The sequence below is a fragment of the Nonomuraea sp. NPDC059023 genome, from assembly GCF_042740095.1.
Taxonomy (GTDB): domain Bacteria; phylum Actinomycetota; class Actinomycetes; order Streptosporangiales; family Streptosporangiaceae; genus Nonomuraea.
This window is the reverse complement of the sequence record NZ_JBHYIO010000002.1, coordinates 517,625-541,862: the sequence shown is the minus strand read 5'-3', so window position 1 is coordinate 541,862 and position 24,238 is coordinate 517,625. Positions and strand designations below refer to the sequence as shown.

The 24,238-nt window shown below is 70.9% G+C and carries 24 protein-coding genes; 7 read left to right on the top strand and 17 right to left on the bottom strand.

The annotated features are described in order from the left end of the window. Window positions 1–20: 20 nt before the first annotated feature. Entirely contained in the window at window positions 21–1,226 is a 1,206-nt protein-coding gene (locus ACFWYW_RS05835; protein ID WP_379613634.1) for a hypothetical protein, read from the top strand. Between the two features lie 224 nt (window positions 1,227–1,450). Here ACFWYW_RS05835 and ACFWYW_RS05830 read toward each other — a convergent pair whose 3' ends face one another. From ACFWYW_RS05830 to ACFWYW_RS05805, 6 genes are all read right to left on the bottom strand, one after another. Further along, window positions 1,451–2,473: a dihydrodipicolinate synthase family protein gene (locus ACFWYW_RS05830; RefSeq protein WP_379613636.1), complete on the bottom strand. Its 1,023-nt coding sequence runs from the start codon at window positions 2,471–2,473 to the stop codon at window positions 1,451–1,453. Window positions 2,474–2,538: 65 nt separating this feature from the next. Further along, on the bottom strand, window positions 2,539–3,546 hold the full coding sequence (locus tag ACFWYW_RS05825) for an NAD-dependent epimerase/dehydratase family protein (protein WP_379613638.1): 1,008 nt from the start codon (window positions 3,544–3,546) through the stop codon (window positions 2,539–2,541). Between the two features lie 53 nt (window positions 3,547–3,599). Continuing rightward, window positions 3,600–4,493 (bottom strand): Gfo/Idh/MocA family protein, encoded by an 894-nt coding sequence (locus ACFWYW_RS05820; RefSeq protein WP_379613640.1) that lies wholly within the window; start codon window positions 4,491–4,493, stop codon window positions 3,600–3,602. Window positions 4,494–4,549: 56 nt separating this feature from the next. After that, complete coding sequence (locus ACFWYW_RS05815; RefSeq protein WP_379613642.1) at window positions 4,550–6,361, bottom strand: hydantoinase B/oxoprolinase family protein; 1,812 nt, start codon at window positions 6,359–6,361, stop codon at window positions 4,550–4,552. A gap of 3 nt (window positions 6,362–6,364) precedes the next feature. Further along, complete coding sequence (locus ACFWYW_RS05810; RefSeq protein ID WP_379613644.1) at window positions 6,365–8,404, bottom strand: hydantoinase/oxoprolinase family protein; 2,040 nt, start codon at window positions 8,402–8,404, stop codon at window positions 6,365–6,367. 42 nt (window positions 8,405–8,446) lie between these two features. Further along, the gene (locus tag ACFWYW_RS05805) at window positions 8,447–8,830 is read right to left on the bottom strand and encodes a hypothetical protein (RefSeq protein ID WP_379613646.1); all 384 of its coding nucleotides are present in this window, start codon (window positions 8,828–8,830) and stop codon (window positions 8,447–8,449) included. A gap of 61 nt (window positions 8,831–8,891) precedes the next feature. Here ACFWYW_RS05805 and ACFWYW_RS05800 point away from each other — a divergent pair, with 61 nt between their 5' ends. Then, entirely contained in the window at window positions 8,892–9,536 is a 645-nt protein-coding gene (locus ACFWYW_RS05800; protein ID WP_379613648.1) for a thymidine kinase, read from the top strand. Here the strand turns inward: ACFWYW_RS05800 and ACFWYW_RS05795 are convergent. The 3 genes from ACFWYW_RS05795 to ACFWYW_RS05785 form a co-directional block, all read right to left on the bottom strand. Further along, window positions 9,533–10,201, bottom strand: a complete 669-nt coding sequence (locus ACFWYW_RS05795; RefSeq protein WP_379613650.1) for a DsbA family protein — start codon at window positions 10,199–10,201, stop codon at window positions 9,533–9,535. The two genes, ACFWYW_RS05800 and ACFWYW_RS05795, sit on opposite strands and share 4 nt — an antisense overlap. A 36-nt stretch (window positions 10,202–10,237) precedes the next feature. Then, complete coding sequence (locus ACFWYW_RS05790) at window positions 10,238–11,134, bottom strand: hypothetical protein (RefSeq protein ID WP_379613652.1); 897 nt, start codon at window positions 11,132–11,134, stop codon at window positions 10,238–10,240. A gap of 100 nt (window positions 11,135–11,234) precedes the next feature. Continuing rightward, entirely contained in the window at window positions 11,235–11,894 is a 660-nt protein-coding gene (locus tag ACFWYW_RS05785; protein ID WP_379613654.1) for a carbon monoxide dehydrogenase subunit G, read from the bottom strand. Between the two features lie 94 nt (window positions 11,895–11,988). Here ACFWYW_RS05785 and ACFWYW_RS05780 point away from each other — a divergent pair, with 94 nt between their 5' ends. Next, a complete protein-coding gene (locus ACFWYW_RS05780; RefSeq protein WP_379613656.1) occupies window positions 11,989–12,825 on the top strand; it encodes a polysaccharide deacetylase family protein in 837 nt (278 codons plus the stop codon). Here the strand turns inward: ACFWYW_RS05780 and ACFWYW_RS05775 are convergent. Beyond that, window positions 12,807–12,932, bottom strand: a complete 126-nt coding sequence (locus ACFWYW_RS05775; protein ID WP_379613658.1) for a hypothetical protein — start codon at window positions 12,930–12,932, stop codon at window positions 12,807–12,809. The genes ACFWYW_RS05780 and ACFWYW_RS05775 overlap by 19 nt on opposite strands. A gap of 11 nt (window positions 12,933–12,943) precedes the next feature. After that, window positions 12,944–13,189, bottom strand: a complete 246-nt coding sequence (locus tag ACFWYW_RS05770) for a hypothetical protein (protein ID WP_379613660.1) — start codon at window positions 13,187–13,189, stop codon at window positions 12,944–12,946. Window positions 13,190–13,392: 203 nt separating this feature from the next. Between ACFWYW_RS05770 and ACFWYW_RS05765 the strand changes: the two genes are divergently transcribed. Both ACFWYW_RS05765 and cydB read left to right on the top strand, forming a co-directional pair. After that, window positions 13,393–14,730 (top strand): cytochrome ubiquinol oxidase subunit I, encoded by a 1,338-nt coding sequence (locus ACFWYW_RS05765; RefSeq protein WP_379613662.1) that lies wholly within the window; start codon window positions 13,393–13,395, stop codon window positions 14,728–14,730. A gap of 10 nt (window positions 14,731–14,740) precedes the next feature. After that, window positions 14,741–15,634, top strand: coding sequence for a cytochrome d ubiquinol oxidase subunit II (gene cydB, locus ACFWYW_RS05760; RefSeq protein ID WP_379613664.1), 894 nt, complete (start codon window positions 14,741–14,743; stop codon window positions 15,632–15,634). A 6-nt stretch (window positions 15,635–15,640) separates the two neighbouring features. On the opposite strand, the gene ACFWYW_RS05755 is transcribed toward cydB, so the two are convergent. The 6 genes from ACFWYW_RS05755 to ACFWYW_RS05730 all read right to left on the bottom strand — a co-directional run bounded on the left by ACFWYW_RS05755 (window position 15,641) and on the right by ACFWYW_RS05730 (window position 21,198). Further along, window positions 15,641–16,108 (bottom strand): hypothetical protein, encoded by a 468-nt coding sequence (locus tag ACFWYW_RS05755; RefSeq protein WP_379613666.1) that lies wholly within the window; start codon window positions 16,106–16,108, stop codon window positions 15,641–15,643. A gap of 12 nt (window positions 16,109–16,120) precedes the next feature. Beyond that, complete coding sequence (locus ACFWYW_RS05750) at window positions 16,121–16,867, bottom strand: ABC transporter ATP-binding protein (protein WP_379613668.1); 747 nt, start codon at window positions 16,865–16,867, stop codon at window positions 16,121–16,123. Then, a complete protein-coding gene (locus ACFWYW_RS05745; RefSeq protein ID WP_379613669.1) occupies window positions 16,860–17,588 on the bottom strand; it encodes an ABC transporter ATP-binding protein in 729 nt (242 codons plus the stop codon). The genes ACFWYW_RS05750 and ACFWYW_RS05745 overlap by 8 nt, the downstream gene beginning before the upstream one ends. Next, complete coding sequence (locus tag ACFWYW_RS05740) at window positions 17,585–18,571, bottom strand: branched-chain amino acid ABC transporter permease (protein ID WP_379613672.1); 987 nt, start codon at window positions 18,569–18,571, stop codon at window positions 17,585–17,587. Before ACFWYW_RS05740 ends, ACFWYW_RS05745 begins: the two co-directional genes overlap by 4 nt. Next, window positions 18,555–19,433, bottom strand: a complete 879-nt coding sequence (locus ACFWYW_RS05735; RefSeq protein ID WP_379613674.1) for a branched-chain amino acid ABC transporter permease — start codon at window positions 19,431–19,433, stop codon at window positions 18,555–18,557. The genes ACFWYW_RS05740 and ACFWYW_RS05735 overlap by 17 nt, the downstream gene beginning before the upstream one ends. A gap of 646 nt (window positions 19,434–20,079) precedes the next feature. Further along, window positions 20,080–21,198 carry an amino acid ABC transporter substrate-binding protein gene (locus ACFWYW_RS05730; protein WP_379613676.1) on the bottom strand — a complete coding sequence of 373 codons (1,119 nt, stop codon included), beginning with the start codon at window positions 21,196–21,198 and terminating at the stop codon, window positions 20,080–20,082. Between the two features lie 203 nt (window positions 21,199–21,401). On the opposite strand from ACFWYW_RS05730, the gene ACFWYW_RS05725 reads away from it, so the two are divergent. Both ACFWYW_RS05725 and ACFWYW_RS05720 read left to right on the top strand, forming a co-directional pair. Further along, window positions 21,402–22,433, top strand: coding sequence for a LacI family DNA-binding transcriptional regulator (locus ACFWYW_RS05725; protein WP_379613678.1), 1,032 nt, complete (start codon window positions 21,402–21,404; stop codon window positions 22,431–22,433). A gap of 830 nt (window positions 22,434–23,263) precedes the next feature. Further along, the gene (locus tag ACFWYW_RS05720) at window positions 23,264–24,193 is read left to right on the top strand and encodes a calcium-binding protein (RefSeq protein WP_379613680.1); all 930 of its coding nucleotides are present in this window, start codon (window positions 23,264–23,266) and stop codon (window positions 24,191–24,193) included. The last annotated feature ends 45 nt before the right edge of the window (window positions 24,194–24,238 follow it).

Here is a 24,238-nt window from a genome sequence, read left to right as displayed (position 1 = left end):
TAGTGAAGAAGGAGGCGAGGGTGGGTATCGTCATCGGGGTCGTCGGCCCGCATGATCTGGTCGACGACGTCGCGGCCACCTGCGAGGAGCAGCCCGGGGTGAGCGCGCTGCGGCTCGACTACGACCACGAGTCGCAGGCCCCCGCCATCGTCGAGGCCCACGCCAACGCCGTGGAGGGCTGGCTGTTCACCGGCATCGTCCCGTACATGCTGGCCCGCGACGCCGACATGCTCTCGCGGCCCGCCTCGTTCGTGGACTACTCCGGCGCCACGCTGCTCAGCGGCCTGGTACGGCTGCAGCACGAAGGCTACGACGTCACCCGGCTGTCCATCGACACGCTCGCGCCCGCCGACGTCACCGCCACGTTCACCGAGGCGGGACTGCCCACCGACCAGCTGCGCACGCTCGGCTACCGCCCGGAGATGACCTCCAAGAAGGCCATCGCCTTCCACCGGCGCGGGCCCGGCCACCCGGTGATCACCTGCCTCAGCTCGGTGCACGAGGCGCTGCGCGGGGAGATGCACGTGCTGCGGCTGGCGCCGTCGGTGCACTCGGTGCGGGTGGCGCTGCGCCAGCTCCTGCTGACCGCGGAAGGGCAGGAGCGGGAGGACGCGCAGATCGCGCTCGGGCTCATCGACGTGGACGGAGAGGACGGGCTGCTGCGCGAGGCCACCGCGCTCGGCGGCACGCTGGCCGGGTTCCGGGGCGGCACCCATCTGCTGGTGACCACCCGCGGCCCGCTGTACGACGCCACCGGCGGGTTCACCGGGCTGCCCATGCTCGGGCGGCTGGCGGCGGGGGGCCGGGGGGTGCGGGTCGGGTTCGGCCTCGGACGCAGCGCCGCCGAGGCGGAGAGCCTGGCGCGCCGGGCCCTCGCCCGCGCCCGGCGGATCGGGGACGTGGCGGCGGTGCTGTCGCTGCGGGCCGACACCGACATCGTGCTGGAGTCGGTGACCAGCACGCCGGCCGGTGAGCAGAACCTGTCCGTGCTGGCCCGGCGGGTCGGGCTGTCGGTGCCCACCCTGGAGCGGCTGCTGGAGGCGCGGGACGCCTCCGGGGGTGAGCCGCTGACCACGCGGGAGATCGCGGAGCGGCTGGCCGTACAGCAGCGGACCGCGCGCAGGATGCTGCACCGGCTGGAGCTCGCGGGCCTGGCCGAACGCACCGGCAACCTCACCAGCGGCAGCAGCGGCCGCCCCCTCACCCTCTACCGCCTCACCCTGTAGCGCCCTCAACCCACGGGCTGTCAGCCCCGGGTATGTCACCCCTGGGGATGTCACCCCGGAGGATGTCCGGCCCCAGGAGGTCAGCCCGGAGGATGTCAACCCCCAGGTGGTCAACCCACCGGATGTCAGCCCGAGGGAGGTCAGCACTCGGGTGGAGGGCTTTGGGAGGTGGGCGTGGTGGAGCCCCGGTGCCGGGAGGCGGCGCCGGGGCTCGGGGTCGTTCTCTAGGAGAGCCACCGGTCCAGGCCCTCGGCCACGAACTCGTCGTCCCGCAGCCACGGGTACGCCGCCCACACCCGGTCGATCTCGGCGAGCTGCCCCGGCGACAGGTCCTCCTCCGGGTCCAGGCACCAGCGCCCGGCCAGCAGCCCCTGCCGCCGCAGGATCTCGTGGATGCCCGGAATGCACCCGTGGAACCCGTTCGCCGAGTCGAAGATGGCCGCGTTCGCGTCGGTCAGGTGGCCGTCGAGGCTCAGCAGGCGGCGTACCGCCTCGTCGTCACCGCCGCGCGCCCGCCGCGCCTCCTCCAGCAGGCCGACGGCCTTGCCCACCCACACCGCCCACTGCCCGAGCAGCCCGCCGACGAACTCGACCTCGACCTCGCGCCCGTCCACGATGACCCGGTGCGGGGTGATGAGGTCGGCCAGGATGTGGTCGTCGTTGCCGGTGTAGAGCGCCACTTCGTCGGAGCGCCCTGCCCTGACCACACCGTGCAACACGTCGAGGGTCCGATAGCGGTCGAAGGGCGCGACCTTGATCCCGACGACGGATTCGACGCCGGCCAGGCGGGTCCAGAAGTCCCTGGACAACGTCCGGCCGCCCACGGCGGGCTGCAGGTAGAAGCCGATCACCGGCAGCACCTCGCCGACCGCCCGCGCCCGCTCGATGAGCGCGTCCTCGTCCAGCTCGGCGTAGGGGCTGAGCAGGACCATGTGGTAGCCCAGCGTCCTGGCCAGCTCGGCCTCGGCCACGGCCTGCGCGGTCGGCCCGGTCGCCCCGGCGACCAGCACGACCTCCCGTCCCGCCTCGCGCGAGGTCTCCGCGGCCAGCTCCAGCACCGGCGCCAGCAGCGGCGTGCCGTGGATGGCGAACTGCGTGGTGTGCACGCCCACGGCCAGCCCGCCCGCGCCCGCGTCCACGTAGTAGCGGGTCAGCGCCCGCTGGCGGCGCTCGTCGAGCTTCCTGCCCGCGTCCAGCGCGAGCGGGTGCGCCGGGATGACCAGGCCGCGCCTGAACAGGTCACGCACGGACGTATGAGCGTCTGGAGCCGTGCTGAGCACGTGATTTCCCCCTTGGTCGAAGAGCATGCTGATCAGAACCGGCCGTCGCGCCGCTCGAACTTGGTCGGCTTGCCGAGCAGCGGCCCGCCCTCGGACACCCAGCGCGCCGTGTGCTCGATCAGCTCGGCCGGCGTCAGCTCCGGGTAGCCGTACAGGCGGTGGCACTTGCCCGCGTTCGACAGCAGCGCGGTGGGCGCCTCCTCGCCGACGAGGATCGGCTCCTTGCCGATCGCGCGGCCGAGGTCCCGCGCCGCCTGCCGCACCGAGATCAGCTCGGGTCCGGTCAGGTTCAGCAGGTACGGCGGAGCGTCCGCGTGCAGCAGCGCCCGGAGCGTCACCTCGTTGGCGTAGCCCTGCCAGACGACGTTGACCTGCCCGGTGGCCAGGTCGATGGGCTCACCGGCGACGATCTTCTGCGCCAGGTCGACGAGCACGCCGTATCGCATCTCGACCGCGTAGTTGAGCCGGATGAGGGCCAGGCGGGTGCCGTACTTCTCGCTGAAGTGCTCCATGACGCGCTCGCGGCCGAGGCAGCTCATCGCGTACTCGCCGACCGGGCCGGGCTTGGTCTCCTCGGTCGCGCCGCCGCTGGTGACGGGCGTGAGCGGGTAGACGTTGCCGGTGGACAGGGCGGCGATCCTGCTGTGCCTGAACCGGTCGGCGACCCGGCCGGGCAGGTAGGAGTTGGTGAACCAGGTCGCGTGCTCGGCGCCCTGGGTGCCGAACTTGGCGCCGACCAGGAAGACCACGTTCTCGACGTCGGGCAGGTCGCGCAGCGCGGCCTCGTCGGCCACGTCGGCGCTGACCACGGTGGCGCCCTCCGCGGTCAGCGCGTCGGCCAGGCCGGGCTCGGAGAACCTGGACACCGCCACCACGCGCTTGCCGCCTCGCGTGGCGTTGAGCGCCAGCCTGACCAGGCTGGGGCCCAGCTTGCCGCCCGCACCCAGGATCATGATGTCGCCGTCGAGCCTGGCCAGGTCGTCGACGAGCCCCGCGCTCGGTCGCGCCAGCCGCTCTTCGAGCTCCGATACCGTCCGCACCCCGAACTCCTCTCATTTACGGTCCAGACCGTAACTATCGGAGTCTCGCCCTGTCAATGGGTAGGGACCGCTTCGCGCGCCGAAATCAGCACTTCGAGGATGGCGCGGGTCTGCTCCCACGGCACCGGGCTGGGCGCGCCGGCGACCATGTCCAGGAACGCGTTGACCGTCCCCTCGTACCCGAGACCCTTCAGGTGGTCCTCGCCCGCCTCGATGGCGATCTCTCTGGAGCCGTCGCGGGTGTGGACGGTGACGGTGTACGCCTCGTCCTCGGAGACCCCGATGATCTCCACGGTGCCGGTGATCCCGCTCCCCCAGCGCAGCGCCATCACACCGGTGTCCTCCGAGCGCAGGCCCTCGTAGTGGCGTACGGCACCGGCCGCGCCGGCCAGCCGTACGTCGGGACCGAGCAGCGCGACCAGCAGCTCCACCCCGTGCACGCCCATCGTCACCATGGTCCCGCCGCCCTGGCCGGGCGTGTCCTGCCACGGGTTGTAGCCCGTCGCCCAGATCCCCACGTCGTGCCGTACGGTGGCCCGCACCGCCAGCACCTCCGCCGGATCCACGCGCGCCCCCGCGAAGGCCGGCGCGAAGCGCAGCACTGACGTCGACAGCACCCGGTCGGTGATGTCCAGCCGGTCCAGGGCCTCCAGCTGCTCCCTGGAGGCGGCGGCCGGCTTGTTCATGAAGACCGGCGCCCCGGTCCGCAGCACCGCGCCCAGCGCCGCCGGCGCCTGCGGGTTCGGCACGGTGAGCACGACCCCGTCCGGCTCCGCGGCCAGCAGTTCCTCAAGGCCGCCCGCGACCTTGGCCCGCGGATGCTCCTCCACGAACCGCGCCAGGCGCTCCGGATCCTGCTCCCAGACGGTCAGCTCGGCATGGCGCGCCAGGGTCCTGGCGTCGGTGTACGGGTGACTGGTGGCCAGACCGGCGAGTGCGATCCGCATGGTGATTCCTCCCCATCGTTTCCACGAATGGGGGAAATCATGGCACCTACCCTGCGTTACAGTTCGTCGACGTCCGGCGCCGGCCTGCCGCCCGACAGCCGCGCGTAGCCGGGCCCGCGGTCGAAGAAACGGCCGTTCGCCGGGCGCAACCGGGCGCGCAGCTCCGCCGTGCCCTGCTCGTCGATGCGGTCGCCGTCGAGCACCACACCGTAGTCGCCGAGCGCGCCCGCGATGGAGACCTTCCCGTCGCGCACGTCCGCGGCCACCGCCCGGGGGTCGCGGTCGTAGGGCGAGCCCCACCCGCCGCCGCCCGTGGTACGGATGCGGACGACCTCGCCGGCCTGCACCGGATGGTCGTCCACCAGCCCCTCCATCTCCTTGCCGGCGACCTCCACGCGGAACGGCCGTCCGGCCAGCCCGCCGTTGACGCCCCAGCAGGACAGGATCGAACGGTCGGCGATCGACATGTAGGAGGCGTCGCGCAGCATCCTGATGTGCTTGTCGTAGCCGAGCCCGCCCCGGTACATGCCGGGCCCGCCCGAGTCGCACGCCAGCGCCAGCCGCTCCACCCGGAACGGCCAGCGCGCCTCGGCGAACTCCACCGGGATGTTGCGCGAGTCGGGCACCACGTGGATGGTGTCCTCGCCGTCGGCGTACCACCGCCCGCCGGAGCCGCCGCCGAGAACCTCCCGCATCAGGTACGGCCGGCCCTCCCCGTCCAGCCCGTGGACACCGGTGTAGCGGATGGTCTCCTGGTCGGCCGGCATCCTGCCCTGGGTGGCCTTGGCCAGCACCCCGGCCAGCACGCCCAGCAGCCGCAGGATGACGAACGTGCGGGCGTTGGTCGGCGCCGGGAAGACGGGCGTGAGCAGGGTGCCCTTGCCGGGGAAGCGCATCTCGATGAGCGGCACCACGCCCTCGTTGACGTCCAGCTCAGCCATGCGCTCCGGGGTGTCGGCCAGGTTGCGCAGGACCGGGGCCAGCCACTTCTTCAGGAACACCCCGTCGGCGTAGTCGCCGGCGTGGTTGATCGGTCCCTTGGCCTGCGGCGAGGTGCCGGTGAAGTCGATGGTCAGCGGCGCGGGCCTGGCGTGGTCGACGGTCAGCGTGATGCGCTGGGCGTGCAGGCGCGGCTCGTCGACGCCGTCGTGCTCGGCGTAGTCCTCCCAGACGTAGACGCCTTCGGGGATCTTGGCCAGGAGCTCGCGGCGGAAGGTCTCGGTGGTCTTGGAGATGATCGCGTCGAAGCACTCCTCGACGGCGGCCCTGCCGTACCTCTGGAAGAGCTCGGAGAGGCGGCGCGCGCCCATGAGGCAGGCCGAGCACTCGGCGTCCAGGTCGCCGGCGAGCGAGTCGGGCATGCGGGAGTTACGGGTCATGATGCGCAGCGCGGCCTCGTTGGGCACGCCCTGGTCCCAGAGCTTGATCGGCGGCACCATCAGGCCCTCTTCGAAGACGCTGCGCGCGTGGGAGGGCATGCTGCCGGGCACGGACCCGCCGATGTCGTCGTGGTGGCCGAAGGCCTGGACGAACGCGACGACCTCGCCCTCGTGGAAGACCGGGACGGTCACGCACAGGTCGGGCAGGTGGCCGATGCCGCCTTCCGAGAGGTAGACGTCGTTGTGGAAGTAGACGTCGCCCTCCTTCATCGTCTCGGCGGGGAAGTCCCTGACGACGGGCTGGACGAGGGCGCTGTAGGAGCGGCCGGTGAGCTTCCTGAGCCGCACGTCGTGGATGCCGGCGCGGAAGTCGTGCGCGTCGCGGATCATCGGCGAGCGGGCCGTGCGCGCGATCGCGGTCTCGACCTCCCGCTCCACCGAGGCCAGCGTGCCTTCGACGATCTCGATGAGGATCGGGTCGGCGCTCATGGGTTACTCACCCTCCTGGTCGGCGGCGGGTTCCGGCTTGCCGGGGCGGATCACCAGGTTGCCGAAGGGGTCGACCTCGGCGTGGAAGCCGGGGTGGACGGGGATCGTGGAGCCGTACTCCTCGATGACCGCGGGGCCCTCGACCACGGCGCCGGGGGCCAGTTCCGCGCGCTGGTGGATGGGGGTCTCGGGGGTGGGATGGTCGAAGTGCACCGCCCTGGTGTGCGGCTCACCGTCGGGGACGTCGCCTTCGAGGCGGCGGATGGCCGGGCGGGTGATGGGGCCGATGCCGGAGACGCGCAGGTTGACCCATTCGACCGTGTGCCGGGGGTCGTCGCGGTAGGCGTAGCCGTACAACTTCTCGTGGGCGTCGTGGAAGCGCGCGGTCACCTCGGCGCGCCACCCCTCGTCCACCTCGCCCGGCGGGGCGTGGACCCGGACCTCGTAGGCCTGGCCGTAGTAGCGCAGGTCGGCGCTGCGCGCGTGGACGGGGTCGTCGAAGCCCTCGCGGTCCAGCGCCTCGGCGGCCGTGGACTCCAGCTCGCCGAAGATCCGCGCGGCCGTCTCCAGGTCGAGCGAGCGCGTGACGTGCGTGCGGACGTAGTCGTTCTTGACGTCCACGGTGAGCAGGCCGAAGGCGGAGACGTTGCCGGGCCCCGGCGGTACGAGCACCGCGGGCAGGCCCAGGATGTCGATGAGGCGGCAGGCCAGCAGCGGGCCGGAGCCGCCGAACGTCACCAGCGGGAAGTCGCGCACGTCCAGGCCGCGCTTCACGGTCAGGCGCCGGATGGCGTTGCTCTGGTTGAAGGCGCTGATCTCCAGGATGCCGGTCGCGGTCCGCTCGGGGCTGAGGCCGAGCTTGTCGGCGAGGTCCTCGATGCCGGCGCGGGCGGCCGCCGCGTCCAGCGGGATCTCGCCGCCGAGCAGGTGGGGCGGGATGCGGCCGAGGTAGACGTGCGCGTCGGTGACGGTGACCTCGGCGCCGCCCCTGCCGTAGCAGAGCGGGCCCGGGTCGGCGCCGGCCGAGCGCGGGCCGACCTTGAGCGTGCCCTCGGGCGAGATCCAGGCGACCGAGCCGCCGCCCGCGCCGACCGTGACGATGTCGATCATCGGGATCTTGCACGGGTAACGGCCGACAGAGCCCTCGGTGGTGGTCGAGGGCTCGCCGTCGATGACGACGGCGACGTCGGTGGAGGTGCCGCCGCCGTCCAGCGTGATGACCGACGGGTGGCCCGCGGTGGAGGCGATGAGCGCGGCGCCGAGGGCGCCGGCGGCCGGTCCCGACAGCACCGTGGTGATCGGCTGGTTGACGACCTCGCGGGCCGACAGGATGCCGCCGTTGGACTTCATCACCGAGAACGGCATGCCGAGCCGGTCGGCAAGGTTGGCGATGTAGCGCCGCATGGCGGGCTTGACCGCGGCGTCGACCAGCGTGGTGACCGAGCGCTCGTACTCGCGGTACTCCCGCAGCACGTCGCTGGAGATCGAGACCACCGCCTCGGGGTGCTCGCGCTCCAGCACCTCGCGCATGCGCCGCTCGTGCTCGGGGTTGGCGTAGGAGTGCAGGAAGCAGACGCCGATCGCGGTGATCCCCTTGGACCGGAACCAGCGCGCCGCCTCGGCCGCCTGCTCCTCGGAGAACGGCCGCACCTCCTCGCCGAGGTGGTCCAGGCGCCCGCCGACGGTCTTCACCAGGTGCACGGGCACGATCCTGGGCGGCTTGACCCAGAAGTAGGAGTTGCCGTACCCGTCGGGCACGCTCTGCCGGGCGATCTCCAGGACGTACTCGAAGCCCTCGGTCGTGATGAAGCCCAGCTCGGAGATGCGGTCTTCGAGCAGCTGGTTGGTGGCCACGGTGGTGCCGTGGACGATCGAGCTGACGTCGAACTCGCCGAGCTTCTCGATGCCCGTGATGAACCCGTCGGCCGGGTTGGCCGGGGTCGAGGGCGTCTTCGTGGTGACGACCTCACCGGTACGCTCGTCCACCGCCACGACGTCGGTGAACGTGCCTCCGGTGTCGACTCCGATACGCACGCTACGCATGCTTCATATGTGTACTGGGCTCGGATAACAGACGGATTGCCATCATGTACGGCGCCGGCCCAGAACTTCGTCAATAACACGTGGCGCGTTCTGCGTGCCCACGTAGGCGGCCAGCCGTACGACCATCTCCTGGGACTTCGACAGCTCGGCCTCGACGCGCGCCTTGCCCGACTGGCCGGCCTGCACGCCGAAGTAGGCGCCGATGATCGTGCCGACCACCCCGGCCACGCCCGCGAACAGCGCGGCGAACTCCTTGGTGGCGAAGACCGCCGCCCCGAAGGCGATGAGGACCGCGATGATGCCGGTCACCACCACGAAGAACCCGTAGCGCCAGCGGGCGGCGTCCGCCTGGGCGGCGGTGAGGTCGTCGGGACTCATCATGGCGTCCAGTGCGGGCGGCTTTTCTGCGGGCTTCTCTGTGACCAAGGCGTCCTCCTGAGGCTCTTGGGACAAATCTCCCATAAGCCAACCACTAAGGTGGCACTCCGTGACCGAATCGTCTGCTCTGTCTGCCGCGCCCTCCGCCGCCGGCCGTGATGCCGTGCTGAAGTTCTACTTCGGGCCCATGGACTGCGGGAAGTCCACGCTCGCCCTGCAGCTGAACTACAACCACGGCAGGCAGGGGCGGCGCGGGCTCGTGCTCACCAAGCACGACCGCTCCGGCGGGCCCAAGGTGACCAGCAGGATCGGGCTCGGACTTGAGGCCATCGAGGTCGAGGACGGCCTCGACCTGGTCGCCCTGGTCACCGCGCACGACCGCATCGACTACCTCATCTGCGACGAGGCGTGCTTCTACTCCGTCGAGCAGATCGAGCAGCTGGCCGACCTCGTGGACGAGCACCGCGTCGACGTGTACGCCTTCGGCCTGGCCTCCGACTTCCGGTCGGTGATGTTCCCGGCGGCGCAGCGGTTGTTCGAGCTGGCCGACGAGGTGAGCAGGCTCCAGGTGGAGGTGCTGTGCTGGTGCGGGCGGCCGGGCCAGCTCAACGCCCGGGTGGTGGGCGGCGTGATGGCCCGTACCGGCGAGCAGGTCGTCATCGGCGACACCGCCGCCTCACCCGTCCGCTACCAGGTGCTGTGCCGCCGCCACCACCGCTCGGGCGACCTGGGCGAGCCGCTGCGGGGCCTCTAGACCGCGCAGCTGTCGTCGGCGCAGCCGTCGGCGGGCGCGGCCAGCACCGTGATGGGCTTCTGCCCCGTCCGCTCGGCCACCTCCTCCAGCGCCGCGACGAACGTCTCGTACGGCTGCGCCCCCGAGACCGCGAACTGCCCCTCGAACAGGAAGAGCGGCACCCCGCTTATCCCGAGCTGCCGGGCCCGCGCGAGATGCTCGTCCACCTCGGCCGAGCCGTCGCCGTCGTCGGTGACGCCCGCCTCGGCGGCCAGCTTGGCCAGCACCTCGGTGTCGCCGACGTCGAGCCCGTCGGTGAAGTGGGCCTGGAACAGCCGCTGCGCCATCTCCTCGCCCCGGCCCTGGGCGGTGGCGACCTGGATGAGGCGGTGCGCCTGGGCGGTGTTGGCGCTGACGGCGTGGTCGAAGCGCAGCTCCAGGCCCTCCTGCTCGGCCACGCCGGTGACCTGGGAGGTCATCTGGGCGATGTCAGGGCCGAACTTGCGCTCCAGCGCGGTGAGCAGCGGCTCGCCCTCGGCGGGCGCGTCCGGGTTCAGCTGGAAGGGGCGCATGGTGATCTCGACGGTGCCGCCCTTGGCGCGGTAGGCCTCGGCGGCGCGGGCGAAGCGGGTGTGCCCGATGTAGCACCAGGGGCAGACGATGTCGGAGAAAATCTCAACTTTCACGTACGACGACAACCAGCGGGACCCGTCCCCGCATTCCTATCCGGCGGCCAGTTCGTCCAGCCGGTACGGCAGGTAGCCCGAGTCGTCCACCAGCGCGGAGGCCCCGCGCCACCAGCCGAACCACTCGGCCGAGCGCCACATCCAGTCGACCCGCTCGATCGCGGCCACCACGTCCCCGACCGTCTCCCACGTCGGTCCGAGAAGGTCCTGGCCGACGCCGTGGCGCAGCGCCCAGGCCCGCAGGATGCCCACGGCCCGCTGGTCGACCTTCCTGGCGTACGGGTCGGGTGAGTCGCCGGGCAGGTGGTGGGGACCGAGGCCGGCGGCCACGCCCCAGCTCCACTGCGCCTCAGCCGGGCGGGAGTAGCGCAGCGAGTGGAAGTCCAGGTTGGAGCCCAGGTCGTCGTCGGGGCGCCGGGTCACCACCGCGTCCAGGCGGCCACCGGCGTCGAAGTGCACCACGAGCCGCTGGCCGGGCTTCACGCCGTCGGGCAGGTCGAAGCGGTCCTCGGCCTGCCAGGAGTTGAGGTCGACCTGGGCGACGGGCCGGCCCCACAGCTGGTCGGCGGCGTCGTCGGCGATCCAGGCGCCGAGCATCTCCAGCGCCGTGAGATCGGTCCACGGCTCGATGGCGACGGCGGTGCGCAGCACCTCGTCGGGCGCGGGCAGCTTGCCGCCCCTGGTCTGCGACCACCAGGCCTCGCCGAGTTCCCTGGTGCCGACCAGGAGGGCGGCGATCGCGGCCAGCTCCGCCGAGCGGCGGGTCAGCGACGCGCCGAGGGCCAGGTCGAGGCAGCGGGAAGTGCGCTCGTGACCGAGTACCGGGGTCGCGTCGCCGATGAGCATCTCGGCGGTGGGCCGGTCCTCGCCGAGCAGGTTGCGGACGACTCGCCTGGCCTCGGTCCTGGCGTCTTCAGCATGTGCCTGGCGCATACTTGCAACGCTACGCCCGGAGATCCTTTTCCGCTACGCCGGGCCCGGCCCACGACACCCGCTTTGCCAGGCTCGCCACCGTGACGAGCAGCGGTTCCCGTTACGGCGGGCCGGGGCGGCGGCGGGTGGCCCGGCCCAGGAGCCAGCCGACCGCGACGCCGGTCAGGGCGATGCCGGCGCCCATGCCGAACGAGGCCAGCATGACCCAGGGGCGCGTCTGCGTGTGCTCCTTGGCCGGCCGTTCGTAGACCTGGGGACCGGCGGGCACAAGGGCCGCCGGATCGCCCGGCGACGCCGGCACCACGGACGCGGCGGGCGTGGGGCCTTCGCGCAGGTGGGTCTCCACGGCGGTGAAGAACTCCCCCGCCGTCCGCTTGGCCACCGACCCGAGCATGCGCTGCCCGACCCCGCCGATCATGCCGCCGACCACGGCCTCGGCGTCGTAGTCGACCCGGGTGCCGTCCTCGACCTCGCTCAGCCGGACGTGCACGGTGGCGTCCACGGTGCCGGGCGCGCCCTGCCCCCGGGCCCGCAGCACGAAGCTCTCGGGCGCGAGCGGCTCCGAAAGCCCCACTTCGCCGTGGTACACGCCTTTGATGGCGGCCACGCCCGCGGTGACCGTCATGCGGTAGGTGTCCGGCCCGCTCTCCTCCAGGCGCTCACAGCCCGGGATGGTGCGTACCAGCACCGCCGGATCCTGGAGCGCCGCCCACACACGATCTCTCTCGATGCCGATCACGGCACTGCCTGCGAGCTTCACACGGCCACTCTAGGCACACGACCCCCTCCGCCCGCATGGCAACTCCCGCCGAGAACCGCGGGAAGTCCTCGTCGAGCTGGCATGATGGAGCGCCATGGCCAGGGGGATCTTCGGGGGGCCGCGCCGTGCGTGCGCGGCGGGGATGGTGGCGCTGTCGGCGATGACCGCGGCCTGTACGGCGGGGCAGGCCCAACCGGCCGCCAACCCCCCACCGGAGCAGACGTCACCCACGCCGCGACCTCAGGAACCGGCCGGCGTGAAACCCCGCCCAGGGGAAGTACGCAAGATCGCCGGCCCGCGCCCCAGGGTGATCAGCTCGATCCCCACCCGGCGCAAGGTGGTCTTCCTGACCATCGACGACGGCTGGGAGCAGGACCCGGGCTTCGTCAAGCAGGTACGCGAGGAACGCATCCCGATCACCGCCTTCGCCATGCGCGACGCGGTCGAGGCCAAGGGCACGCCCGACCCGGCGGGCGGCACGGGCCGTTTCGTCGGCGCGGGCAAGTGGGGGTACTTCCAGGAGTTGCGCGAGGCCGGGGTGGCGGTGGAGAACCACACGCTCACCCATCCCAACCTGCTGCTGCTGGGCCGTGACGCCCAGCGCGCGGAGATCTGCGGCGCCTCCCGGCTGATCGGCAGGCGGATCGGCGCCCGTCCGGCGTTGTTCCGGCCCCCGTTCGGCAACTACAACGCCGACACCCTGGCCGCGGCGAAGTCCTGCGGCATCAGGGACGTTCTGTTGTGGACCGCCAGCGTGCAGCCGGGCGGCAAGATCGCTTACCAGGTTCCCGACAAGAGGCTGCGCCCCGGTGACATCCTCTTGCTGCACTTCCGTCCCAACCTGGCGAGGGACTTCCGCATCCTGATCGACAAGATCAAGCGGCGGGGTTACGAGCTGGGCGACCTACAGGCCTATCTGGCCGCGACCTGACGCCTGACCAGGACGGCACGGCGGCGGCGATGACGGTGCCGCCGCTCTTCCTCCGGCGGCGCCTCCCACAGCGGCGGTGCGATGATCTCGCGGAACAAGGGGTGCATGACGGTCCTCCTCAGGCCGCGAGCCGGTAGGCGGGGTAGGCGGCGGTGACCGCGCCGAGCGCCCAGCGCATGCGGGCGGCGAACGCGTCGGGGTGGTCGCCGGCCTCCTGTGCCACGTAGGCGGCGCACCCGGAGGTGTCGCCACCGCAGGCGCAGAGGCGGTCGTCGATCACGTTGCGCACGCGGTCGGAGGTCAGGATGTCGGAGGGCTGCAGGGCTGAGGTGAAGAGCACCTGGGCCAGCTCGATGGTGGTCATCTCCCGTGCCTTTCTCTGAGTCTGTGCTTATTTAGACCCCGGCCCGCCCGGGAAGTCATCGCACTTTTCCACGTTCGGCGAACCTGTTTTCTCCGGCTGTGACAAAGATCGCAGAGCTCGCCGCCCCGTTGCTCTACAGCTTGTAGTACTACTTCTAGTAGATGAACTACAGGCTGTAGAGCTCAGGGACCCGTGAGGGACAGATGGACGCACTTGACCTGGCACGGTGGCAGTTCGGCATCACCACCGTCTACCACTTTCTTTTCGTACCGTTGACGATCGGCCTGGGCATCTTCGTGGCCGGGCTGCAGACCGCCTGGCACCGCACGGGCAAGGAGCACTACCTGCGGCTGACGAAGTTCTTCGGGAAGCTCTTCCTGATCAACTTCGCGATGGGCGTCGTGACCGGCATCGTGCAGGAGTTCCAGTTCGGGATGAACTGGAGTGAGTACTCCATCTTCGTGGGCGACGTCTTCGGGGCGCCGCTGGCCATGGAGGCGCTGCTGGCCTTCTTCATGGAGTCCACGTTCCTCGGCCTGTGGATCTTCGGCTGGGACCGGCTGCCGAAGAAGGTGCACCTGGCCACGATCTGGGCCGCGGCCATCGGCTCGAACCTGTCGGCGTACTTCATCCTGGCCGCCAACGCCTGGATGAAGCACCCGGTCGGCTACACGGTCGAGAACGGCAAGGCCAGGATGACCGACCTGTGGGCGGTGCTCACCAACTCCACCGCGCTGGCCCAGGTGCCGCACGTGATCGCCTCGGCGTTCATCGTGGCGGGCGGCTTCGTCCTGGCCGTCTGCGGCTACCGCTGGCTGAAGGACCGCGACGACATGTGGCGCGGCACCGCCCGCGCCGCCCTGCTGATGACCGCCGTCGCCGGAGTCGTCGTCGCGGGCACCGGCGACATGTCGGCCAGGCTCCTGCACGAGCAGCAGCCCATGAAGCTGGCCGCCGCCGAGGGGCTCGAGCGCGACACCGCGGGCGCGCCGTTCTCGATCGTGCCGGGGCTTGAAGTGCCGAAGGTGCTCAGCTTCCTGTCCACCCACGACCCCGACGCGGTGATCGCCGGAACCGAGGACCTGCAGAAGCGCTTCGAGCAGCAGTTCGGCCCCGGCGACTACCGGCCGAACCCCGAGGTGGTCTTCTGGTCGTTCCGCGTGATGCTCGTCTTCGGGCTCGGCACGGTCGCGCTGTCGGTCCTGGGGCTGTGGCTGACCCGCAGGAAACGGCCGCTGCCGGACTGGCTGGCCAAGGTGCTGGTGCTGGCGCTGCCCCTGCCGTTCCTGGCGGTGATCGCCGGGTGGCTGCTCAGCGAGGTGGGCCGCCAGCCCTGGACGGTCGCCGGCGAACTGCTCACCGCCTCCAGCGTCTCGCCCGGCGTGAGCCTCGCCGAGGTGGCCACGACCCTCGTGATCTTCACTCTGCTGTACGGCGGGCTCGCGGTGGCGGAAGCCGTACTGCTGACCAGGCATGTGCGCAGGGGACTCGACGAGCCCGCGAACGTCGCCGCCCAGCCCGAACCGGCGCTGGCGTACTGAGGAGCTGACCGTGATCGATCTGTGGTTCGTGATCATCGCCTTCCTGTGGACCGGCTACTTCGTGCTGGAGGGCTTCGACTTCGGGGTGGGGATGCTGGCGCCGTTCGTCTCGCGCGGCGCCGGCGAGCAGCGGCAGGCGCTGCAGACGATCGGCCCGGTCTGGGACGGCAACGAGGTCTGGCTGATCACCGCGGTGGGCTCGATGTTCGCCGCCTTCCCGGCCTGGTACGCGGGGATGTTCAGCTCGTTCTACCTGCCGGTCGCGCTCGTGCTGGTCGGGCTGATCGTGCGCGGGGTCGGGCTGGAGTGGCGCGGCAAGGTGACCAACACGTTCTGGTGCGATGCGGGCATCGTGGCCGGGAGCGCGCTGCCCGCGTTCCTGTGGGGGGCGGTCTTCGCCGACATGCTGTTCGCCAGTGGGCTCGCGGCGCTGCTCGGCGGGGTGTTCTCGCTGGCGGTGAGCGTGCTGCACGGCGCCGTGTTCCTCGCGCTCAGGACCGAGGGGCCGCTGCGGCGGCGGGCGCGGACTGCGGCGCTGGCCGCCTCGGGGCTCGCGGTGCCGGTGGGCGTCCTGGCGCTGTCGCGGCTGGGCGGCGGCGTGGCCGGCACGGCCGCGGCGCTGGCCGCCGCCACCGCCCTGGCCGGGGCAGCGGCGCTGATCTGGCGGCGGCGCGAGGGCTGGGCCTTCGCCGCCACCGCCGGGGCGATCGTGCTGACCTCGGTCGCGGTCTTCCTGGAGCTCGCGCCGATGCCGCTGCCGGGGCTGACGCTGGCCGAGGCGGCCTCGGGGCCGTACACGCTGACGATGCTGAGCTGGATCGGGCTGATCACGCTGCCGTTCGTGCTGCTCTACCAGGGCTGGACGTACTGGGTGTTCAGGAAGCGGGTCCTGGTGCCCGCCTGAGCGCGGTCAGGCGGTGGGGTGCGGCTCGTCGAGCTCCGGGGGGATCGGCTTCTCCGGCGGCACGATCCCCTCACCGCCCATCTCGCGGGGCAGAACCGAGAAGAACCCGCCGTAGGCGATCACCGCGACGGTGCCGCTGGCCAGCAGGACCAGTCCGGCGATCCACGACATGTGCCAGAAGGCGGCCACGACCCCGACGCAGGAGGTCAGCGGCCCGACGCTCTTGGCGATGTTGAGCAGCGGCGTCGAGCCCAGGAACCGGTGGGTCTTGCGCAGCTGGTTGATCATCGTCAGCACGGCCAGCAGCGGGATCGCCACCGAGAAGGACAGCACGCAGACGAGGGCCGCGACGTCGAGCTCGGCCACGGTCAGGAACGGCTGGACCAGGACGATGCCGATCGCGATGAACCCGGCATAGATGAGATTGTCCTGGTCAAGCCAGGTTTCTTTGCGTTTCCAGTCCTTCGTAGACATTCGCACATCTTGTCATGTTTGAGGGCCATTTCGGGCGGCCGCTCCGCCCAGGTAGAGGGCGCCCAGCCGGGGGTCGGCGGCCAGGTCGCGGGCCGGTCCGGAGATGTGCACGGCGCCCAGGTCGAGGACACAGCCCACGTCGGCCATCTCCAGCGCGCGGCGGGCGTTCTGCTCCACCAGCAGCACCGCCACCCCGGCCCGGCGCATCAGGTCGATCTGGTCGAAAACGGTCTGCGTGGTCTTCGGGTCCAGGCCCATGGACGGCTCGTCCAGCAGGACCACCTTGGGCTCCAGCATCAGCGCGCGGGCGAACTCCACCTGCTTCTGCTGCCCGCCCGACAGCAGGCCGGCGATGCCGCCCCACCGCTCGGCCACGATCGGGAACAGTTCCTTCACCGCCTCCTCGCGCTCGCGCAGGCGCGCCTTGTCGCGCACGGTGTAGCCGCCCAGCAGGACGTTCTCCGCGACCGTCATCTCGCGGAAGACGCTGTGGCCCTGCAGCACGTGCGACAGTCCGCGGTCGAGCAGCGCCTGCGGCGAGCGTCCCGTCACGTCCTCGCCAGCCAGCACGACGCTGCCGGAGCGGGGGGCGAGCAGGCCGCTGGCGACCCTGAGCACGGTCGACTTGCCCGCGCCGTTCGGGCCGACCAGGCAGACGACCTGGCCCGCCTCGACCGTGACCGACAGGCCGCGCAGGACCAGGGCGGCCCTGCCGTACCCCGCGGTGATGTCCTTGAGTGACAGGAGCGGCTCAGACACCTAGGTACGCCTCCAGCACGCGCGGGTCGCTCTGGACCGTCTCGGGGGTTCCTTCGCAGATCGGGGCGCCGCGGTCGAAGACCACCACGTGATCGCACATGCCCATGACCACATCCATGTTGTGCTCGACGACCAGGAACGTCCTGCCCTCGGCGTTGAGATCGCGCACCAGCGTGACGATCCGGTCGATCAGCGCCGGGTTGACGCCGCCCGCCGGCTCGTCCAGCAGCACCAGGTCGGGGTCGCCCATGAAGATCGCGGCCAGTTCGAGGAGCTTCTGCTGGCCGTACGACAGGTGGCGCGCCTCGGCGTGTTCCAGGTGCTCGATGCCCATCCTGTGCAGCCAGTGGCGGGCCCGCTCGACCTCGGCGGTGTTCCGGCTGCCCGCGAGCAGTTCCCGCAGACGGGTGCGGCGGACGGCGACGAGCATGTTCTCCAGCACCGTCATGCGCGGAAATATCCGGCACAACTGAAACGTGCGCCCCAGCCCCGCGTGCGCGATGCGGTGCGGCGACCAGGCGGTGATCTCCCTGCCCTTGTACAGCACCCGGCCGGCGTCCGGCCGGATCAGGCCCGTGACCAGGTTGAAGAACGTCGTCTTGCCGGAGCCGTTCGGGCCGATGAGACCGTTGATCGCGCCCTCGCGGATCTCCACCGTGGCCCCGTCCACCGCCGTGACCCCGCCGAACGCCTTCGCCAGACCCTCGGTTCGCAGGCTCATCCCTTGACCTCCTGAAGGCGTTGCTCCGCGGTGTCCTCCCTGATCGAGGCGCCCTTCGGCCGGCCGATCAGCCTCGGCACGATGCCCTCGGGCATGAACAGCACCACCAGCACCAGCAGCACGCCGGTCGCGGTCAGGTGGATCTGCGACTCGCCGAGCGCGATGAGGAAGTACTCCCCCGCCGGGGCGATGATCAGCGCGCCCAGCAGCGGGCCGAACAGGTGGCGCACCCCGCCCAGCAGGCTCATCAGCACCATGTAGACGCCGCTGACGATGGAGAAGACGAAGATCGGGTCGAGCGAGCGGAACCAGACCGCGTACAGGCCGCCCGCCAGCGCCACGAACAACGCCGACACCGCGAACGCCGCCACCTTGAACGCCGCCGTCGGCACGCCCAGCATCTCGGCCTTGTCCTCGTCCTCCCTGATCGCCTTCAGCCCGCCGCCGAAGCGCGAGCGCGAGATGAACCACCAGGTCAGCAGCACCAGGCCGAGCAGCGCCAGGAACAGGTAGAAGAACACCATGTGCGTCTGGCCCCTGCTCAGGTCGAACGGCGCCGGCACCTGCAGGCCCGTGGCGCCGCCGGTCAGCGACCGCCAGCCCTGCACGAGCAGGTTCATCACCGACACCAGCGCGATCGACACGATCACGAACGACGCCCCGCGCACCCGGACCGCCGCCACCCCGATGACCGCCGCGGCCACCGTCACCAGCACCGCCGAGACCAGGAGCGCCAGTACCCACGGCATGCCCGCCCGGGTGATCAGCAGGCCGGTGCCGTAGGCGCCCAGCCCGAAGAAGGCCGAATGGCCCAGCGAGACGTAGCCGGTGAAGCCGCCCAGGATGTTCCACGAGGTGGCCATGGCGGCGTACATGACCGTCAGGACTCCGGCGTAGACCAGGTAGTAGTTCGGGACCAGCCAGGGGTAGGCGAGGGCGCCGGCCGTACCGGCGAGGAGGAGGAGTTTAGAAACGGTGCGCAAGCCGGCCTCCGAAGAACCCCTGCGGGCGCAGCAGCAGCGTCAGGAACAGGAAGGCGTAGAACATGAGCGTGGCCCAGGTGGCGTCGACCGTCACCAGCACCAGGCCCTCCACCACACCCAGCAGCACTGCCGCCAGCGCCGCGCCGACCACGCTGCCCAGGCCGCCGACCACGATGATCGCCATGAGCTTGCCGATCCAGGCCCAGTGCGAGGCCGGGAAGAACGGCGTGATCAACGCCAGCACCCCGCCCCCGACGGCCGCCGTCGCCAGCCCCACGCCGAACCCGTACCCCGTGACCCGATCCGTCCTGATCCCCACCAGCCGCGCGGCCTCCCGATGCTGAATCGTCGCCCGCAACGCCTGCCCGAACCGGCTCTTCACCAGCACCCCGAACAACACCGCCAGCGTCAGCCCCGCCACCCCAAAAGCAATGATCTTGTCGTACGGCAGGCTGACCGCCCCGATCGTCAGGCTCTTCGTGTCGTAGCCGACGGTGACCGACTTGTAGGAGCCTGTGTAGATGGTGCCGAGGAGGCCCTCGATCGTCAGCGCCAGGCCGAACGTCAGCAGGACCGACATCATCTGGACCTGGTCGGAGGCCAGGCGGGCCAGCAGGAGGCGCTGGACCAGCACGCCCAGCACGAAGAAGACCGGGACGGTGAGGGGGATGGTCAGCAGCGGGTCCATGCCCAGGGCTGTGTGGAGGGTGTAGGTGAGGTAGGCGGCCAGGAAGAGGAAGGCGGGGTGGGCGACCATGACGACCCGCATGACACCGAAGTACAGGGAGAGGCCGGAGGCGAGCAGGGCGTAGAGCCCGCCCGTCAGAATCCCGAGCCCCAGCCCCTGCAGAAGCAACGTCAAGCTACCCACCTCCCCCACCGGCCCCTAGGCCCACACCCCGGACTCCCCCGACCCCCGCCCAACCACCCCTGACCCACCGACCCGCCAGATCCCACCAGCCCGTCAGCCTCCAGTTCCCCGTCAGACCCCAGCGGCCCGTCAACCCGCGGCCTGTCAGCCCTCTGACCATCGGCCCGCGGTCCATCAACCCCCGGTCCATCAACCCCAGGCCTGTCAGCCGCCGGTCCATCAACCCCTGGTCTGACCGCCCCCGGTCCATCAACCCCAGGCCTGACCGCCCCCGGTCCATCAACCCCAGGCCTGACCGCCCCCGGTCTGTCAACCCCTGGTCCATCAACCCCTGGTCTGACAGCCCCTGGCCTGGCAACCCCTCGTCCATCACCCGCAGGTCCGTCCCAACCCCGGCCTGCCACACCCTCGCCCGTCTCCCCCAGGCCTGTCCGACCCCGGGCTGTCGGGCCGTGGTCCGGCGTCCTCCGGCCTGTCAGACCCCGGTCCGACAGACCCTCGTCCGTCATCCTCCGGTCCCTCGGACCCTGGGCTGTCAGACCGTGGTCTGTCATCCCCAGATCTGTCAGACCCCCGTCCGACCTCCCAAGGTGTGAAGGGTTCCCGGCCGTACCAGGTCCCATGGAGTTGTGGATGGTCACCACTCCTTCTTCGGGAACACGAGCTTGGCCGTCTGTGCCTTCGAGCCCTCCGGCAGCACGATCTCGACCTTGCCGTTCACGTACTGCTGGATCATGTGGGCCTGCTCGGGGCGTCCCTGGTCGTCGAAGGACAGGGGGCCGACCACGGTGTCGAAGGTGGCCTGGCGGAGGTGGGCGGCGAGCTTGTCCTGGCACTCCTTGCTCGGCTCCACGCACTTGACCGCGTTGACCGCCGCCTCCACGACCTGTCCGACCGTGTAGCCGTTGGCCGCGTCCTCGTTGGCCTCGCCGCCGAACATGTCCTTGTAGCTCTTGACCAGCGCGTCGTTGCCGGTGAACCCCGATCCGGCCGACCAGCCGACCGGGGAGATGACGCTCTCGGCCGCGCCCTTCACCGCCGCCGGGAACTCGGGCAGTGTCGGCCCGGTGCTGAAGGCGGCCAGTTTGGGCTGGACCTTGAGCTCCTGCAGCGCGCGGACGAGGCCGACGGAGTCCTCGAACTGGGTGCCGCCGACGACGATGTCCGGTTTGGCCTCGGCGATCTTGGCGGCGATGGGCGAGAAGTCGGTGGTCTCCGGCGGGTACACCTCGTCGGCCACCGTCTTGATCCCGGCGGCGGCCAGCTTGTCGCGCAGGCCGTACGCGGTGCCCTGGGCGAACGGATCGTCGAGGCTGGCGTAGGCGGCGGTCTTGGGCCGCTGGTCCGGGGGCAGCTTGATGAGGTAGTCGGCCAGGTAGTTGTAGTGGTCGTCGGCGATGGCGGGCGCCGCGTAGAACAGCTTCTTGAAGCCCTGCTCGAAGACTTCCTTGGCGGCTCCGGCCGGCTCGACGAACAGCATGCCGTACGACTCGGCGACCTTGCCCGCGGGGATGACGAGGCGCGAGGAGAAGGGCCCGAAGACCAGGTTCACCTTGTCCTGGGTGATCAGGGACTCGTAGTCGGAGGTGACGCGGTTGGGGTCCGAGGCGTCGTCGCGGAAGATCAGCTCGACCTTCCTGCCGAGCAGCCCGCCCTTGGCGTTCACGTGCTCGGCCCAGATCTTGTAGCCCTCCTGGATGCCCTTGCCGGGCTCGGCGAAGTCGCCGGTCAGGGGGAGCGAGATGCCGATCTTCACCGGCCCCGTCGTGGGCGCCTGACCCGCGGGCTGGTCCTCCGCCTTGGCACAAGCGGAAATACTCAAGCTCGATAATGCAAGAACCAACGTTGCCTTGCGCACATATGACATTTCCGGTCCTCCCGGCGTACGCAAGCGCTTTCGTAAGCGCTTTCGGTTACGATGGCACGTGTTTCAGCGGCGGACAAGGGGGTCGCGCGCCCATGGCCAATCGTCCGGCTCCGCCACGCCTCGTCGACGTCGCCAGAGCCGCGGGTGTCTCGCTGGCCACCGCGTCCCGGGCCATGACCGGCTCTGCGGGGGTGAGCGCCGTGGTCGCCGCGCACGTACAGGCCGTGGCCAGCCGCATCGGGTACGTCCCGAACAGCCACGCCAGAGCCTTGGCCGGCGGGCCGTCCACGATCGTCGGCCTGATCGTCCACGACGTCGGCGACCCGTACTTCGGCGAGATCGCCCGAGGCGTCCTGCGCGAGACCGAGTCCCGCGGCTACATGGCCCTGATCAGCCAGACCGAACGCGACCCCGCCGCCGAACTCGCCCGCATCCGCGCCCTGCGCGCCCACCGCGTGAACTCGATCGTCCTGGCCGGATCGGGCTACGTGGACGCCAGCACAGAGACCGACATAGCCGCAGAAGTCCGCTCCTTCACCAACGCGGGCGGCCGCGTGGCCGTCATCGGCCGCCACCACCTCCCCGTGGACGCCGTACTCCCCGACAACCTCAGCGGCGGCGTCACCCTGATGCGCCACCTCCTCGACCTGGGCCACCGCCGCATAGGCGTTCTGTCCGGCCCTCCCAACCTCACCACCGTCGAGGACCGCCTGGCCGGCCTCCGCCTGGCCATAGGCGCCGCCCGCCTGCCGTGGCACACGGTCCCGGTGGTCCCCGGCGACTTCACCAGAGAGGGCGGCGCCGCGGCGGCAGCGTCCCTCCTGAACAACCACCCCGACCTGACCGCCGTCATCGCCCTGAACGACCCGATGGCCGTCGGCGCCCTGTCCTGGCTCCTGGGCTCAGGCCGCAGGGTCCCGGCCGACATCTCGGTAGCCGGATTCGACGACATCCCCGCCGCGGCCGACGTCTACCCCGCCCTCACCACCATCCGCCTCCCCATGATCAGCATGGGCCGCCAGGCCCTCGAACTCGTCCTCAAACCCTCCGTCTCCCGCCCCCGCCGCCGCCGTACCCCCCACGAACTCATCCCCCGAGCCAGCACCGCCCCACCCCACCCCTAACTCACACCCCACGCCAAGCACCACATACACCCCCACACCACGCGCCGCACACGCACGTTCACATCACACGCCATACCGACACCACACGCCTCACCCACACCACCGCCACACCCGCGCCTCCACACCTGCAACCGCCACCCGCGGATCGCAATGGCGCAGCAGTGGAGCGACGGCACGCAGACCCGCTGGCTGGCACGCGGGCCACTAGCGCGGCGGCCCACTGGTGGTGCGGAGGCGCAGCGGTGGCGGGGCGCGGCTGGTGGAGCTGCGGCGGCGCGGTGGTGTGAAGCGGCTGGTGGTACGGCGGCACGCAGGCCCGCTGCGCGACGCGGCGAATGCGGTGGGGGGCGAGATGCGCGGATGGCGTGAGTGCGCAGGCGCGCGGGAACGCCACGTGCGCGGGGCAGGCCGCATGCGCGGGGCAGGCCGCATGCGCGGGGCAGGCCGCATGCGCGGGAAGGCCGCATGCGCGGGAAGGCGAGTGGGTGGGGAGCGGGGTTGCGAGGGGTGTTGTGGTGGGGGTGGTGTGTGGGGGCTGGGGGCAGGTGTTGGGGGTGAAGGATTGACAGGGGGATTTGGCGAGTTACGCTTCGGCCGGAGGCTAACGGAAGCGCTTTCGGAAGCGCTTACGAATAACAACCGTCGATCACTCGACCGAGAGGATCCGGATGTCGGCCCTTCGCGTGCGCTTATGTGCCCTGGCCACCACTACTGTGCTCGGTGCGGCGATGCTCGCGCCGGGGTCCGCTGTCGCGAACGATTCGGGGGGCCCAGGGTCCGCCGGTTCCGGCCATGCTGCTTGTGATCCGGGCAGCGCTGTGGTTCGGAAGGTGAACGGAGCCGGCAACTGGGCGCCGGTGACGCCGTCCAAGTGGCGGTTGCCCGGGGATCAGGTCATTCTCGCCGAGGCGGGGGTGGCGCGGCCGGGGCCGCGGCGGCCGTTCGAGTACGCGGTGCTCACGGCCGGGCCGGAGTTCGCGTCGGTGGAGATCGAGGCGACCGTACGGCTGGACACGCCGGTCAGCGTCAGCAACCGGGACGTGATCATCGTGTTCGGGTACCGGTCGGACACGCAGTTCTACTACGTGCATCTGTCCCAGGACAACACCATCTACCCACACAACGGGATCTTCGTCGTCAACAACGCGGACCGCCTCCGGCTCGATCACCAGTGGAACGGGCAGGTGGGGGCGCCGCCTGCCGTCACCGACGCGCAGTGGCACCGGGTGCGGGTACGGCACTGCGTGGCGACCGGCGAGATCGCCGTGTACATGGACGGGTCGACCACACCCCTCATGACCGCCACGGATAGGACGTTCGGCACCGGCCGGGTCGGGTTCGGTTCGTTCGACAACATCGGCCGCATGCGGGATATGTCGCTCAAGGGCACACCGGTCTGCGCCGGGGTGGCGTCCACCGTCGTGGGAACCGACGGACGGGATCTGCTGTCCGGCACCTCGGGTGCCGACGTGGTCTCCGGGCTCGGCGGCGACGACCTGGTCTGGGGCCTCGGCGGGGATGACGTGGTCTGCGGTGGTGACGGCAGCGACGTGGTGCTCACCGGCTCGGGAAATGACCAGGTCTATGGGGGTGCGGGCAGCGACGTCCTCTCCACCGGTCGCGGCGACGATTCCCTGTACGGCGGGCCGGACCCCGACGCCCTGAACGGCGGCCCCGGCAACGACCACCTCTACGGCACCCGGGGCACCGACGTCCTCATCGGCGGCCCCGGAGACGACACCACCCACGCCGACTCCTGACCCGGCCCCCTCCCAGCCACACGGCCCAACAGGCCAACAGGAGCA

Coding starts and splice junctions, on each gene's coding strand:
- ACFWYW_RS05820 (WP_379613640.1), bottom strand. CDS start 4,493: ATGCGGATCGCACTCGCCGGTCTGGCCACCAGTCACCCGTACACCGAC.
- ACFWYW_RS05815 (WP_379613642.1), bottom strand. CDS start 6,361: ATGAGCGCCGACCCGATCCTCATCGAGATCGTCGAAGGCACGCTGGCC.
- ACFWYW_RS05810 (WP_379613644.1), bottom strand. CDS start 8,404: ATGCGTAGCGTGCGTATCGGAGTCGACACCGGAGGCACGTTCACCGAC.
- ACFWYW_RS05790 (WP_379613652.1), bottom strand. CDS start 11,134: ATGCGCCAGGCACATGCTGAAGACGCCAGGACCGAGGCCAGGCGAGTC.
- ACFWYW_RS05780 (WP_379613656.1), top strand. CDS start 11,989: ATGGCCAGGGGGATCTTCGGGGGGCCGCGCCGTGCGTGCGCGGCGGGG.
- ACFWYW_RS05775 (WP_379613658.1), bottom strand. CDS start 12,932: ATGCACCCCTTGTTCCGCGAGATCATCGCACCGCCGCTGTGGGAGGCG.
- ACFWYW_RS05770 (WP_379613660.1), bottom strand. CDS start 13,189: ATGACCACCATCGAGCTGGCCCAGGTGCTCTTCACCTCAGCCCTGCAG.
- ACFWYW_RS05765 (WP_379613662.1), top strand. CDS start 13,393: ATGGACGCACTTGACCTGGCACGGTGGCAGTTCGGCATCACCACCGTC.
- ACFWYW_RS05755 (WP_379613666.1), bottom strand. CDS start 16,108: ATGTCTACGAAGGACTGGAAACGCAAAGAAACCTGGCTTGACCAGGAC.
- ACFWYW_RS05745 (WP_379613669.1), bottom strand. CDS start 17,588: ATGAGCCTGCGAACCGAGGGTCTGGCGAAGGCGTTCGGCGGGGTCACG.
- ACFWYW_RS05725 (WP_379613678.1), top strand. CDS start 21,402: ATGGCCAATCGTCCGGCTCCGCCACGCCTCGTCGACGTCGCCAGAGCC.